This is a genomic window from Saccharospirillum alexandrii, assembly GCF_043641555.1.
GTDB classification, from domain to species: domain Bacteria; phylum Pseudomonadota; class Gammaproteobacteria; order Pseudomonadales; family Natronospirillaceae; genus Saccharospirillum; species Saccharospirillum alexandrii_A.
This window is the reverse complement of record NZ_JBHZRJ010000006.1, coordinates 36874-50294: the sequence shown is the minus strand read 5'-3', so window position 1 is coordinate 50294 and position 13421 is coordinate 36874. Positions and strand designations below refer to the sequence as shown.

13 protein-coding genes are annotated in these 13421 nt (G+C 59.1%); 5 read left to right on the top strand and 8 right to left on the bottom strand.

All coding sequences use genetic code 11. From position 1 onward, the window contains the following. Positions 1-56: 56 nt before the first annotated feature. Positions 57-269: a DUF1127 domain-containing protein gene (locus tag ACHUE7_RS19260; protein WP_213676914.1), complete on the bottom strand. Its 213-nt coding sequence runs from the start codon at positions 267-269 to the stop codon at positions 57-59. Between the two features lie 124 nt (positions 270-393). Between ACHUE7_RS19260 and ACHUE7_RS19255 the strand changes: the two genes are divergently transcribed. Beyond that, positions 394-1323, top strand: a complete 930-nt coding sequence (locus ACHUE7_RS19255) for a LysR substrate-binding domain-containing protein (RefSeq protein WP_394171508.1) — start codon at positions 394-396, stop codon at positions 1321-1323. 400 nt (positions 1324-1723) lie between these two features. Here ACHUE7_RS19255 and ACHUE7_RS19250 read toward each other — a convergent pair whose 3' ends face one another. The 4 genes from ACHUE7_RS19250 to ACHUE7_RS19235 form a co-directional block, all read right to left on the bottom strand. Then, on the bottom strand, positions 1724-2782 hold the full coding sequence (locus ACHUE7_RS19250) for a peptidase M42 (RefSeq protein ID WP_394171507.1): 1059 nt from the start codon (positions 2780-2782) through the stop codon (positions 1724-1726). A 49-nt stretch (positions 2783-2831) separates the two neighbouring features. Then, a complete protein-coding gene (locus ACHUE7_RS19245) occupies positions 2832-3377 on the bottom strand; it encodes a DUF2058 domain-containing protein (protein ID WP_394171506.1) in 546 nt (181 codons plus the stop codon). A gap of 76 nt (positions 3378-3453) precedes the next feature. Then, complete coding sequence (locus ACHUE7_RS19240; protein ID WP_394171505.1) at positions 3454-6303, bottom strand: HD domain-containing phosphohydrolase; 2850 nt, start codon at positions 6301-6303, stop codon at positions 3454-3456. A 299-nt stretch (positions 6304-6602) separates the two neighbouring features. Beyond that, the gene (locus ACHUE7_RS19235) at positions 6603-6929 is read right to left on the bottom strand and encodes a hypothetical protein (RefSeq protein WP_213676918.1); all 327 of its coding nucleotides are present in this window, start codon (positions 6927-6929) and stop codon (positions 6603-6605) included. On the opposite strand from ACHUE7_RS19235, the gene ACHUE7_RS19230 reads away from it, so the two are divergent. Beyond that, positions 6928-7512: an alpha-ketoglutarate-dependent dioxygenase AlkB family protein gene (locus tag ACHUE7_RS19230; protein ID WP_394171504.1), complete on the top strand. Its 585-nt coding sequence runs from the start codon at positions 6928-6930 to the stop codon at positions 7510-7512. The genes ACHUE7_RS19235 and ACHUE7_RS19230 overlap by 2 nt on opposite strands. Before the next feature lie 107 nt (positions 7513-7619). Here ACHUE7_RS19230 and ACHUE7_RS19225 read toward each other — a convergent pair whose 3' ends face one another. Then, entirely contained in the window at positions 7620-8210 is a 591-nt protein-coding gene (locus ACHUE7_RS19225) for a hypothetical protein (RefSeq protein ID WP_348476958.1), read from the bottom strand. 416 nt (positions 8211-8626) lie between these two features. Here ACHUE7_RS19225 and ACHUE7_RS19220 point away from each other — a divergent pair, with 416 nt between their 5' ends. From ACHUE7_RS19220 to ACHUE7_RS19210, 3 genes are read left to right on the top strand one after another with little or no spacing between them, the layout of a single operon-like run. After that, on the top strand, positions 8627-9499 hold the full coding sequence (locus tag ACHUE7_RS19220; protein ID WP_394171503.1) for an acyl-CoA thioesterase domain-containing protein: 873 nt from the start codon (positions 8627-8629) through the stop codon (positions 9497-9499). Further along, a complete protein-coding gene (locus tag ACHUE7_RS19215; protein WP_394171502.1) occupies positions 9492-10145 on the top strand; it encodes a flavin prenyltransferase UbiX in 654 nt (217 codons plus the stop codon). Before ACHUE7_RS19220 ends, ACHUE7_RS19215 begins: the two co-directional genes overlap by 8 nt. Then, entirely contained in the window at positions 10145-11266 is a 1122-nt protein-coding gene (locus ACHUE7_RS19210; RefSeq protein ID WP_394171501.1) for a tRNA-queuosine alpha-mannosyltransferase domain-containing protein, read from the top strand. The genes ACHUE7_RS19215 and ACHUE7_RS19210 overlap by 1 nt, the downstream gene beginning before the upstream one ends. Here ACHUE7_RS19210 and ACHUE7_RS19205 read toward each other — a convergent pair. Beyond that, the gene (locus ACHUE7_RS19205) at positions 11217-11981 is read right to left on the bottom strand and encodes a pteridine reductase (protein ID WP_394171500.1); all 765 of its coding nucleotides are present in this window, start codon (positions 11979-11981) and stop codon (positions 11217-11219) included. The two genes, ACHUE7_RS19210 and ACHUE7_RS19205, sit on opposite strands and share 50 nt — an antisense overlap. Further along, the gene (locus ACHUE7_RS19200) at positions 11969-13198 is read right to left on the bottom strand and encodes a multifunctional CCA addition/repair protein (RefSeq protein ID WP_394171499.1); all 1230 of its coding nucleotides are present in this window, start codon (positions 13196-13198) and stop codon (positions 11969-11971) included. The genes ACHUE7_RS19205 and ACHUE7_RS19200 overlap by 13 nt, the downstream gene beginning before the upstream one ends. Positions 13199-13421: the final 223 nt, after the last annotated feature.

Genomic DNA, 13421 nt, shown 5'->3' with positions numbered 1-13421 from the left:
GCGCGGGCTTTTCGAAAGCCCCGCTGACGGCGGGGCTGATGACGGTTCGGTGGTGCTTAACGCCAGATCGGCTTGATGATTTCACGCACGACCTGATCGCGGGTCAGCCCGAGGTCACGCAGGCGGTAATCGGGCAGGCTAGCCAGATCCTGACGCGTCTTGTAGCGCATAATGGTGCGCTTGAACTGCGCCAGCAAACGCTGTGCAAATGGAGCTGGTGAGCTGATTTCACAGCAGGCCAAAGGGGTGTTGAGCGTATATTGAGTCATGATTCGCCTCCTGTTCAGGCAGTGGGATGATGAGTGCATTGTCGGGCAGTTTCAGATAAGCCACAATTGATATAAATTGCATTTCAAGTAAGCTGAAGTTAACTGAAACACCCGGTGCTTCCCCATGTCCGACTCCCAACTTGCCCGTTTACCCCCGTTAAACACCTTGCGATGCTTTGCCCTGGCTGCTGAACACCTCAGTTTTAAGCAGGCTGCGGAAGACTTGTTTGTCACCCAGGCCGCTGTGAGCCACCAAATTCGGACGTTGGAAGAACACCTGGGCGTTAAACTGTTCGAACGCCTGAACCGGGAAGTCCGGCTGACGCCCGAGGGCCACGCTTTATTACCCTATGTGCAGGAGGCCTTTGCCAGTCTGAACACGGGTGTTTCCCGGTTGCGCGCCGACCCAAACCCGGACCGGTTGAAAGTTTCGGTTATTCCTTCTTTTGCGTCCGCCTGGCTGGCGCCTCGACTGGGCAGCTTTCGCCAGCGACAACCCGAATACCGGGTGGTGCTGAACCCGACCCACAAGGTCGATACCTTCGATGGCGAAACTGACGTTGCGTTGCGTTTTGGCAGCGGCCGCTACCCGGGCCTGGTGTCTGAATGGCTGATGCACGACACCTTAATGGCCGTCTGCGTACCGGACATGGTGCCGCCTGAAGGTGCCACACTGGACTGGTTGCGCACGGTCGACCTGGTGGAAGATCTGGATTACGAACCGGAACCCTGGGGCCGCTGGGTGCGGCAACAGGGGTATCTCTGGGAGGGGTTTAACGTGGCCATGACCATCGAAGACTCGCGCATGCTGATCGACATCACCCTGGCCGGCGGCTTCGTCGGGCTGGCCCGCAAGTCGCTGGTGCAAAGCCACATCATCAGCGGCCGGCTGATCAAGGTCTTCCCCTTCGAGCTCCCCATGGCCTTTTCCTATTACCTGGTTGCCCCCGAACGCTACCTGAAGCGCCCCAAAGTCGCCGCCTTCCGCAAATGGCTGATCCACGAAATGCAAACCACCTTCCTACCAGAAATGTGGGACTTCCATGGGACTTGAGGGTTGGTTGTCTGGTTGCCAGGAATCCGTTCCAGCAACTGGGTAGACCTGTGTGGGGTCGGCGTAAATCCGTCCGTGGAGCCTAGGCCGCAACATCCATGTTGCGGACTTCCCCACACAGGTCTACCCAGTCGCTGGCACTCGCTATGGTGACACTTCAAATACAACCATTTCCGTTCTATTAATGTGGCAGCCAAGCAATAAGGCTAAGTAGGTAAAACGGTGGAATAATGAGGTGACACCGAAGACCAGGGACGGCGGTCGGGTAGGCTTATCCGGGGGAGTCCACAGCATGGATGCTGTGGTCTAGGCCCCATGGAGGGGTCCACGCCGACCCCGGATAAGCCTACCCGACTGCCAGGCCCGGCCCACAAGCAACCAACCAAAAACAACGGGCCTGTCAGGCCACGCAGTGGCCGATCCCCTGAAGCAACCGCAGAAACGACTGAACCGCAGCCACTTGGGCGGTTTCCTGCATAGTGTGGTAGCCAGTGGTTGGGATTTGCAGGGTGGTGCCGTGGACCAGGCCGTTGGAGGCGGCGGTGATGCGGCCGAGTTCGGTGCTGCCGAGTGACTGGGGTTTCTGGCCGCTGGCTTCCAGCTCTGCATTGCGCTGGGCGATGTAGTCGTCTTTGAAGCTGTAGCGGATGCCCTCGCTGTTGCACAGGGCTTCCAGGCTTTCGGTGGTGTCGCGGTTGAATTCGGCGTTGGCATCGCGGTGGCGTAGCACCACATCCTGAATGTCGGCGCTGGCTCTGTCCGGGTAGGGGCTGGTGTCGACCACGACCAACTGATTCGTTGACCCACCGAAGCGGCGGAACCATTCCAACAGGTAACGCCAGCTGCGCCCTGCTTCTTCCTGAGCGGTAAAGAACGCCGTGCCCTGGTAGCCGAGTGCGAACAGGTGCACCAGGCAGGCGGCGGTGAGAACATTGTCTAGCTGGCCGCTGAGCAAGCCGTCCTGATGCAGTAGCCGGTCCTGAAAGGCCACCGGTGTGCCGGCGACCAGGTGGTCGAGCCCCTCAACGTTGAAGATCAGGTTATTGCGGTGCTCACAAATGTAACTGTCAACAATGGTGCCCGCGCCCCGGTAGGCGCCGGACCAGGGTTCATAGGCCATCAGCGGTGTTTTGGGGAAGCGGTCGACGACCTTGCGCATCAGCTCTTCCGAAACCGAATTGCCCAGCAAGTCCGACCGGCTGCCGGCCACGAAAGCCGCATACTGGAATTCATTCGGGCCGGTGCAGACCAGACCATGGCGGTCGATGTGAGCCGAGAAGTAGGTGGTATCGGGCTGGTTGCCCTGGGCGACCAGCAAGCCTTCGTACCAGGTAACATTGGCGCCGCGCTCTTCCAGTTCCCGTTGCAGAACCCGGAAGAAGGAATGCTCGGCCCCGACCACGCTGGGTTCGCGGATCAGTACTTTCAGCAGGTCGATTAAGTCGTCAAAGTGCGCCATGGTGGTCGGGTTCCTGGTAGCTTAGTGCACTGGTACAGTGCTCTGGTTATCACCACATCAAATCGTCGGGGACCACAAAGTCGGCATAGGGGTCGTCTTCATCCGGCTGGTTTGCATCGGGCTCGGCCAAAAATATCACGGCTTCGGCAAAACGCTGCGCGATTTTTTCAGCGACGGCTTTGGCGACCACCACATAACGCTCTTCGACCGAGCAAATGGCTACCCGGCCCTTTGCCAACTGGTCCTGAATTTCCTGGCTGACATAGAGCTGTTTGATCTTGTTGATGCGTGCATCGGTAAAGCTGAAACGCACATCGCCATCGACTCGCAACGCGTTTTGTTCCAGCATCTGAGCCGCCTGGGCTTTCATGGCCTTGGCCTGTTCGGCCTCCTGCCGCTGACGGTTTAGCTCGCGGTCGCGTTCGACTTTTTCATCGCGCTCGCGTTGCAGCCGCGCCTGTTTCTCCAGGTCGGCATCGGTCGGGCCCTTGTGCTGGTGTTTGCTTTGTTTGCGTTTGTCCCGTTCGGCTTTTTTAGCCGCATTCTTGTCGACCAGGCCCGCTTTCATCAATTGGTCTGCCAGGGATTTTGCCATGCTGAGTGCCTGCTTGAGTGGCTGTTACTGTGGCGCCATTCTAGCAGGCACAGAAAGGGCTTGGTATGGCACCCGGCTAACCGGCTTCGAGCCGTCGCACCAGAGCGGCTTCATCCACGTTATCCAGTTGCTCGGGTTTTAGAAAGCCGACGGCGTAGGTGCGATAAGCGCTGGTTTCGATAAAGACTTTCAGCAAACCCGGGTCGCAGTGACCATTCAGTGCCATCGATACCATGATGCTGAGCGATTCCGACAGGGTTTTCGCTGGTTTGTAAGGCCGGTCGGCGGCGGTCAGCGCTTCGAAGACATCGGCAATGGCCATGATGCGTTCAGAGACGGACATGGCGTTGCCATCCAGCTTGCGCGGGTAACCGGTGCCATCCATCCGTTCGTGGTGGTTGGCGGCAATGTCCGGCACCCTGGCCAGATGCCGTGGCCAGGGCAGGGTGGTCAGCATCCGGTAGGTTTCAACAATGTGGTTGTTGATCTTGAAACGTTCTTCGTCGTTGAGGGTGCCGCGTCGTATCGACAGATTGTATCGCTCGCCCTGATTGGCCGAGTATTCCGGAAGCAGCATATCGAAACCCCAGCGGTTGTTGGGGTGGTTGGTTTCCACCGGCGGCTGGTTTCTGCCCCAGGGTTCGCGATGTTCGCGCTTGTTGGCCAGCAGCAGTTCCAGGCAGGGTAGCGGCGGTTCGGGTTCCCGGGACAGGCGATCGGCTTCGTCGAAGGAGATGCCGATGCGGTCGCTGAAATGCCGCCACCAGGTCTGGTCGCCAATTCGGTTCATGCGCGCGATGTCGTCGTCACTCACCCGGGCCTCGCTGCCCAGGTTTAGGCGGGCAATAAAGGCAAAGTCATGCTGCAGTTGCGCTTGCTGGCGGTCGCGTTTTTGCACCAGCAACTGTGGGTTGCCGCCCTTGTTCAGACTGGCCAGATAATCGATTTCAGCATCGCGATGCAGCACTTCAAAGCGCATGCGAATTTCGTGCAGCCGGTTGTACAGTGTCTCCAGCTTGGTGGCTTTATCGACGATGTATTCGGGTGTGGTGATCTTGCCACAGTCGTGCAACCAGGCGGCGATGGTGAATTCGTAACGTTCTTCTGCAGTCAGCGAGAAGTCTGCAAAGGGGCCTTCGGTCTGGGCTTCCACCTTATTGAGCAAAATGCTGGCGACCTGAGGTACCCGGTCGCAATGACCACCGGTATAGGGTGATTTGGTATCGATGGCGTCGGCCAGCAGGCGAATGATGCCGTCGAACAGAGCTTTCTGTTCTTTGAACAAGCGCCGGGTTTCAATGGCAATGGCCACCGAGCCAGCCATGCGTTCCAGGAAACGCTCGAACTCAACATCGGTGATGATCGTCTGCTCAGGGCGGTTTACCGCCAGTACACCGATGGGGTGATTGCTCCGGTTAATCAGTCTGGTTGTCGTAAGCCGCTGGTCTTCGCGCGCCAGGGTTTCAGTGACGGCCGCCACCGGGTCTTCGCCCAGCGTCAGCGTAACCGGGACCCGGGTGGGGCCAACATGGCCGGCGCGAATCAGCCGGGTTTGTTCGGTATTGTTCAGGTATACAACGGCGTCTGTTGCGCCGACGGCAGAGGCCAGTTCGTGCAGGACTTCGCTGATCATGTTGTCGAGATCGGTCGAGCGGTTCAGTGTCTGGCTGATGCGGCTGAAGTTGGTGATCATCCCCGCCATGCGTTCGGTGTGCAGGCCCAGGTCATGCACTTCCCGGATGTTGGAATGCACACCTTTTATGTCAGCCTCGAATTCGAAGCGACCAATGGCCTCTACCTGGCCGGCCAGTTCATGCAGGGGTTTGCCAATGCGGCTGCCAAGCCACCAGCCAATGGGCAGGAAGGCGATAACCAGCAACAACGACAACCCGACCTGCTTGCGCAGCAGGGCTTTGGCATCGGCCAGCAGCGAGGCTTCCGGAACGGCCATTAACACGCGCAGGTTTTCATTGGCAAAGGTCGACAGAGGCGACCACAGCCCGAACCCCGGTTCGTCGCCCATGGTGACGGGAAACAGGGTACCGGCTGGTTGAGCGCTGTCTGCGACTTCATTCAGGGCGGGCAGGTTCAGCTCTGACAGCAAGGCCAGGCGCAGGCTGTTGTTAATGTCTGGCAGAACCATCTGCTCGATATGTTCATAGCCAATCACCTTGTTGCCTTCGCTGACCAGGGCAAGTTGGGTACCTGGAACCGGTGACAGCGTATCGACTTGCTGTGACAGGTCTTCAACGGAGGCGTCCACCGCGAGAATGGCACCGGTGGCCGACTGGATGGCCAGGCTGATGCCGATTTCGCCGGTGGTATAGAACACATAGGGGTTGGTCAGAATGCGTTCGTCACTGGCTTCAGCGTCGATAAACCAGGGCCGGTTGCGTGGGTCGAAGGTGTAGTCGGGTCGAATGACGATACTTCTGAGGCGCAGGTTTTCGTCGTACCAGGCCCACCGGCCCAGAGTTTCGCCATCGCGACGCTCAACACTTTGCAGCAGATAGCGGGCGTCGTCCGGTGCTTCCAGCACACGGCGGGCGCGCTCATTGTTGATGGGCCTGAGCAGCAGAAAGTCGCCATCCGGGTAACCAACATACACAGCGCTGATCACATCGTTCGATGCCAGTACCTGAGCCAGGGCCGGAAGCCGTTTCAGGCGTTCCTCAAAGCGCACGGCTGAGACCAGCGGGTCATATTGCAATTGGGCCACGATGCTCGCGACCGGTTCAATCAACTGGTCGATGTGGCCATCCAGAAGCTCAGAGGCACTTTCGGCAGCAGACACCGTGGCGGAAAGCAGAGTCTCCCGGGTGCTCTGGTAACTGAGGGTAACCAGCGCAAGGCTGAGCACGAGCAAGCTCAACGTAATGGCAGCACTGATCATCCATTGCAATGGAATGTAAAACCGCTGTGACACAGGTTGGGCCCTCGCCCGGCTGATCGTCAGCCAAGGCAGTAATCACGGGTTACTTCGCTTACTCAAAAAGACGGAGTTTGGGTCTGTTGATGTGGTTGGAACCCGTGCTGGCAGCCGGGTAAACCTATCCGGGGTCGGCGTATATCCGTCCATGGAGCCTAGACCGCAACATCAATGTTGCGGACTTCCCCGGACAGGTCTACCCGGCCGCCAGCACTCAGCAGTGTGCCTAAACCGCTAGTTGAGCCGAACGTATTTATCGTTAGCCTAGACGGTTTTCCGGCCAGTGTGAGATGAATTTATAAGTCTTTGAACTGGTCTTTCAGCGCCTCGAAGGCGCGGCGTTTGACGTCATCTTCGAGTTGCACCGGGTCGGCCTCGGGAATCAGCCGGCCGCTGTCGAGTTGGGCGTCGGTTGGGGAGGGGGTCTGGTCGGCGGGGGCTTTTTCCGATTCAATGTGGTCCTGTAGCAGAATCAGGGCATCGACCGAGCCTTGTATCGAGTCTTCATCGCCCTGGTGCTGGCTGATGCGTTGTTCAAGGCGCGCAACAACCTGCTGTACTTCGTCCAGCGAGGGCTGTTTTTCGGAAAGCCACTGTTGGGCACTTTCTGCGGATGTAGACATGAGAACCTGCGAAACCTTACTGGATGATCAATCGGGATGCCTGCAAGTGTACCGGAACTGGTGGCCAAACGCCGAGGCCTGGATGCAGGATTGTGTCGAGAATTTGCCCTGGGAGCAGAGCCGGGTGCGGGTTTATGGCCAGGAACACCCCATTCCAAGATTGGAAGCCTGGCTGGGCGAAGTGGGGGTTCGCTATGGCTACAGCGGCCAAACCCGCGTAATGAATGGCTGGCCCGCCCATTGGCAGCCGCTGATAGAAGCGGTTAGCCGGCAGGCAGGCAGCGCCTTCAATTTTGCACTGGCCAACTGGTATCGCAACGGCGCCGATCGGATGGGCTGGCACGCCGATAACGAAGCAGAGCTGGGCAGTAACCCCACGGTCGCTACGCTTTCCTTCGGTGACGCCCGCGACTTTCGACTGCGCCGCAACGATAACCATCGGGAGACGCTCACGGTAACGTTGAACCCGGGGGATCTGGTGGTGATGTCCGGAGCCATGCAGCACCACTGGCAGCACAGCTTGCCAGCTCGCGCGAAAGCGGGGGATCGCATCAGTCTGACGTTTAGGCAGATTATTTCATAACGGTTTGAAGTAACTAGCCGGCTGAGTGCCAGATGCCGGGTGTGTCTGGCACGGGCTCAAGGCACAGGCCAGAGGTAAGGCGAGGAACTTGGGTTGTCAGTTGGTTGTTAAACCAGAGAATCCGCGTCCCGGTACAGCTCTGTCATCTTGTCGACAATGGCATTGCGGATGCTGGTTTTCTCAAACTCGGACCGGCGCGTCAGGTTGGCAAGTTTGACCCTGTGCAGGTGCAGGCAGGGCATATTGGCGTTGAACTCTCGAAGGTCACCTTTCACCAACATGGGTAGGAAAGGGTCTTCAGAGTGGCGGGTGCGAATCATCTTTTTCAGAGCTTGCTTGAAGGGTATGGGTACGGGTTTTACATCCCGGCTTTTGTATTTGACGATCACGTAAAAACCGGTTTTGCCGATCAGCTCGCCCGGAACGATGTGAAAGCCGGTATCTCGCACCGCCTCCGGCACAACACCGTGAAAGGTGTCGTGAAAGGCATAGGGGTTGGGCAGCACAACCATCTTGCTGTTTTCTGTGCTGGGAAAGTGCAGGCTGTAGTTGGTGTAGAACTGCTCGACCGAGGGCGAATAGACGCATAGGCGGCTTTCAAAGCAGCGCACAAAATCAACCGCCTGATTGCGGCTCTGGATGGAGTCCAGGCTCCATTCCAGGTCGCTGTTTTGGGGTTGCTGTGCCATGGTGGTCATTAGCCTGCTCCTTCGCCGGTAAGGCTGTATCACCCGAAAGTCGGTGCGCTCAATACGCAGTGGGTCTGCTACCAGCACGCTGCCGGGTTGGTGCCAGCGTGGGTGTTTACATGAAATCCGGGGTTATACGGTTACTATAGGGTAAAAGACCCCTACTCGACGACTAACCCCTCGATAGAGTGTAAATTGTGACGTTGGTTCAAAATCGTACACTGTTTTGGCAGTGTCAGCGTCAAAAAATTCACACTTGACCAAGGTTGTTTTTTGAACAGTTTTATATTGACAGTCTTTTGGCGCGACTTAAAGTGCAATTTTTGGAACAATGCGCGGTTTTATTGCCTGACACCTGGCGCTAGCCACTAGCCTCGGGTGAGCGAACCGCGAAACATGAGAATAAACTGGTGGGAGAATGCCAAATGGCAAACGCTGTTGTTGAGCGCCTGATCGAATTATTGCAGCTGGAACCAATAGGTCAGCTGCGCTACCGCGGCTTGTCACAGGATCTGGGGTACCCCAAGGTATTTGGCGGACAGGTGATCGGCCAGGCCTTGTCGGCGGCAATTCAGACGCTCGATAGCCGCATGCCGCACTCATTGCATTCCTACTTTCTGCGTCCGGGCGATACCAACCACCCGATCGAGTATGAAGTCGAAATCATTCGCGACGGCCGCTCTTTCAGCGTGCGCCGGGTCATTGCCAGCCAGTTCGGCAAACCCATTCTGGCCATGACGGCCTCGTTTCAGACTCAGGAGCCTGGCCTGGAGCATCAGGAGTCGATGCCCAATGTGCCAGGCCCCGAGGTGCTGGAATCGGAAGTGAAACTCTACCGGGACCATGCCGATGAGATCCCCGGCCGGGTACGCGACCTGTTCACCGCCGAACGACCGATTGAATACCGCATTGTGGAGGCACAGAACCCGTTTCGACCGCGTCATGGCATTGCCAAGCGCCATATGTGGATTCGCGCCAACGGCAGCTTGCCGGATGACCCGTTGGTGCATCAGTCGATGCTCGCCTATACCACCGATTACGGCTTTCTGGAAACCGCATTGATGCCACATGGCATCTCGCTGATGAAACCGGGCCTGACTATTGCCAGCCTCGACCACGCAATCTGGTTCCATCGCCCGTTCCGGCTCGATGACTGGTTGCTCTATGTGGCCGATAGCCCAAGTGCCAGCGGTGCGCGCGGCTATGTGCGCGGGCAGATATTTGATCGCGATGGCAATCTGGTTGCCAGCACCGCCCAGGAAGGGCTGATTCGTTATGCCGGTGATACCGATGAGTGAAACAACCAAGAAGACACCGCGTCCGCGCATTACCCTGGGCATTACCGGTGCCTCGGGTACGCCCTACGCTGAGCGTCTGCTGCAGGTGTTGCTGGCGGCGGACTATGAGGTGCATCTGCTAGTCTCCAAGGCCGCTTTAATGGTTGCCGCCGTGGAAACCGGCACGCCCTGGCCAGCCCAGCACGAGAAGCTGGCGTCCTATTTGCGGGAGCGGCTGGGCACGGGTGGCGAGCTAATCATCGCCGGGCGGGAAGACTGGATGAGCCCGGTTGCCAGCGGCTCCGGCGCGCCGGAGACGATGATCGTCTGCCCCTGTTCTACCGGCACGCTGGCGTCCATCGCCACCGGCCAGTGCGATAACCTGATCGAACGCGGTGCCGATGTGGTACTGAAAGAAGGCGGCAAGCTGATTCTGGTGCCGCGCGAAACGCCCTACAGCGAAATTCACCTGACCAACATGCTCACTTTGAAACGCGCCGGTGCCGACATTGTTCCAGCCAGCCCGGGTTTCTACCACAAACCCGAAACCGTGGCGGATATGGTCGATTTCATCGTTGCCCGGGTACTCAAGTGCGCCGGTATTCCCCAGACGCTGCTGCCGCCCTGGGGTTACAGCGGGGCTGGCCCGGAGTCCGATACCGACTGATGCGGGTTCTGTTGCTTAGCGCCTACCACAGTGCCAGTCATCAGTACTGGTGCGAAGGCCTAAAGGCGGCCTTTCCGGACATCGACTGGACGCTCAAGGCCCAGCCGGCGCGCCATTTCAGCTGGCGTGTAGAAGCTTCTGGCCTGCTCTGGGCGCTGGCTGACGACGTCGATTTCGAGTGCGACTACGACCTGATCATCGCCACCAGCCTGAGTGACCTGACCCGGCTGCGGGCCTTTCGGCCGCATCTGGCGGCTATACCAACCTGGCTGTATTTTCACGAGAATCAGTTCGCGCATCCGCGCTCGGCTTCGCAAGCGACCGATCACCAGATCGGTTGGCAGTTTCTCAGCATTCAGAACGCACTCTGTGCCGACTGGGTCAGCTTCAACACCGAATTTAACCGGAGCACCTTTTTAAGCGGGGCTCGAAAGCTGTTGCGCCGTTTTCCGGAAAAGCTGCCGGGCAACCCCATGGAACGCATCGAGCAGCACTCGGATGTCTTGCCCGTGCCGCTGACCCAGGCGTTCTCGGTACTGCGCGACCAGCCCAAAGAAGCCGATCTGATCGTATGGAATCACCGTTGGGAGTGGGATAAGCAGCCTGAGCGATTCTTGGCGGCGTTGCTGACGCTTCGGGCAGAAGGCATCGGTTTCAGACTGGCGATGCTGGGCTCGGGCGGAGGTAGGAATGCTGAGTTCGAAACCCAGCGGCAAGCGCTGGGCGACTCGGTTGTGCATTGGGGTGAAGCTACGAAGAGCGACTACCGGCAATGGATTGGTCGGGCGGGTATGGGTGTTTCAACGTCGCTGCACGATTTTCAGGGGCTGTCCATGCTGGAGCTGGCGCAAGCCGGCTCTCAGGTCGTGGTGCCACGACGCCTGGCCTACCCTGAGGTGTTGCCTGACGCACGTTTCTATGCCGGCTCTGAAACCGACGCCCAACGAGATGTGGCCGAACTAACAGCGGTTTTGAAATCTGTGCTGACGGGCACAGCCGGTGCACCGGTCGCCGAGCCGGCTGTGCCGCTTTGGTCAGAACTGGCCGGGCGTTACGCCGACGGGATGAACACTATTGCTTCAGAGTACGACCGCCGTCGACCGCCAATATCTGGCCGGTAACATAGGGGGCGGTCGCCAGAAACAGCGCCGCTTCGGCAATGTCGGTCGGGTTGCCCATGCGTGCCAGCGGAACGTTGCCGGTTAGCGCTGCTTCATAGTCGTCGCCTTCCTGCTCGGGCAACAGAATGGCCCCTGGCGCTATGGCATTGGCGCGAACCCGGGGGGCCAGATCAAGCGCGGCGCTTTTGGTCAGACTGATCAGTCCGGCCTTGGCCGCGCCGTAGGCTGGGTGATCGGCCAGCGGGCGCAGGGCATGAATGTCGACCAGGTTGATGATGGTGCCCTCCCGGTGTTTCAGCTCCGGTGCCAGCGCCTGGATCATCGCCATCGGCAGCAGCAGGTTGCTGTGCATCAGGGCGTGAATGGCGTCGTCGGTAATCTCGCCCCAGGGGGTGGGGAAGAAGCTGGAGGCGTTGTTGATCAGCACATCGATCTGGCCAAACACCGCAATGGCGTCATTAGCCGCCGCTTGAATGGTGGCTTGGGTGTCGAGCCTCGATTGAATGCAGGCGGCGGTGTCTGGCCGTGCCCGGTTGAGTTCATCGACCAGCGCGATGGCATCCTGCTCGCTGCTGCGGTAATGAATAACGACCCGAAACCCGGCGGCGTGAAATACCCGGGCGGTTTCGGCGCCTACCCGACGCGCCGCGCCGGTTAGAAAAACGACCGGCGCGGCGGCCGATTCCTGTGTGATGGTGCTGCTTAGTCGGACCACGTTGCCTTCTCCTGCGCCACGGCGCGTACCCGTTCCCGGTTCAGCGCCTCGCCCAGCTCAGCGCCCTGATAACCCTGTGCGGCCAGATCGGCCGGTAATACCGACCCACAAGCCGCCAGACAGCGTTCAAATAATGCTGCCTGAGGGTACGGTTGCTGTTCCAGACCGGATCGGCCCCGGGCATCACATTCGCAGGCTTGCAAGAATTGCCGGAAGTGATCGCTCTGGCGAAAGGCGCCGAGCTTGTTCAGGGTTTTGACGATGGTGGCGGGCCGCAATTCCCGAATGCGATGGCAATGGGTGTGGTAGCGCGCGGTATGTTCGGCCAGCGCGGCGGCTTTCTTCGGCCAGCGCCAGTCGCTGGCGTGCTGGCGAATCAGGTCGGCACCCAGGTCTTCGTGGCCCCGGTGCGAGGGCCAGTTGGTGGGTTCGGTGAGGGCTTTGCCCAGATCATGACTGAGCGTTGCGACCCGAACCTCAAGCGGGGCGTCCATCTGTACCGCGATCTGCAGGGCTTTGAGGGTATGAATGCCGGTATCGACTTCGGGGTGCCAGCGCATTGGCTGGGGGATGCCGAACAGGGCGTCGAGCGCCGGGAATACGACCCTGAGTGCCCCACAGGCGCGCAATACCTGAAAGAAGACTTCGGGGTTTGGCTCCATCAGGGCCCGGCTCATTTCCTGCCAGATGCGTTCCGGCACCAGATAGCCCAGTTCGCCTTCCTGCACCATGTCGCACATGAGCGACTGGGTGTCGTCGGCGACGCTGAAGCCGAGGTGGTCGAACCGGGCGGCAAAGCGGGCGACGCGTAATACCCGCAGGGGGTCTTCGCGAAAGGCGGGCGAGACGTGGCGCAGCAGACGGGCGTCGAGGTCGGCCTTGCCATGGTAGGGGTCGATTAGGCTGCCATCTTTGGCCTGGGCCATGGCGTTGATGGTGAGGTCGCGGCGTAGCAGGTCGTCTTCAAGCGTAACATCCTGAGAAAACTGGACCTCAAAGCCGGTGTACCCATGGCCCGATTTACGCTCGGTGCGTGCCAGGGCATATTCCTCTTTGGTGCTGGGGTGCAGGAACACGGGAAAGTCGGCACCAACGCGCTGGTAGCCTTCCTGTTCCAGTTGCTCGGGCGTGGCGCCAACAACCACCCAGTCGTGATCTTTTACAGCAAGGCCGAGCAAGGTGTCGCGAACGGCACCACCAACGAGGTAGATATCCATGTAGGGTAGTCAGGCAAGCGTTGAGAATGTGATGCTAGTGTAGTGGAAAGTGGGCTGTGGTTGCAGGGGGTTCGGTGGCTGTGGTTCGTGTCAGCCACCGGGCATATCTGTCCGGGGTCGGCGTGAACCCATCCATGGGGCCTAGACCGCAACATCCATGTTGCGGACTTCCCCGGACAGATATACCCGGCGGCTGTCACTTGGTTGGCAGCCAATTCTCAGT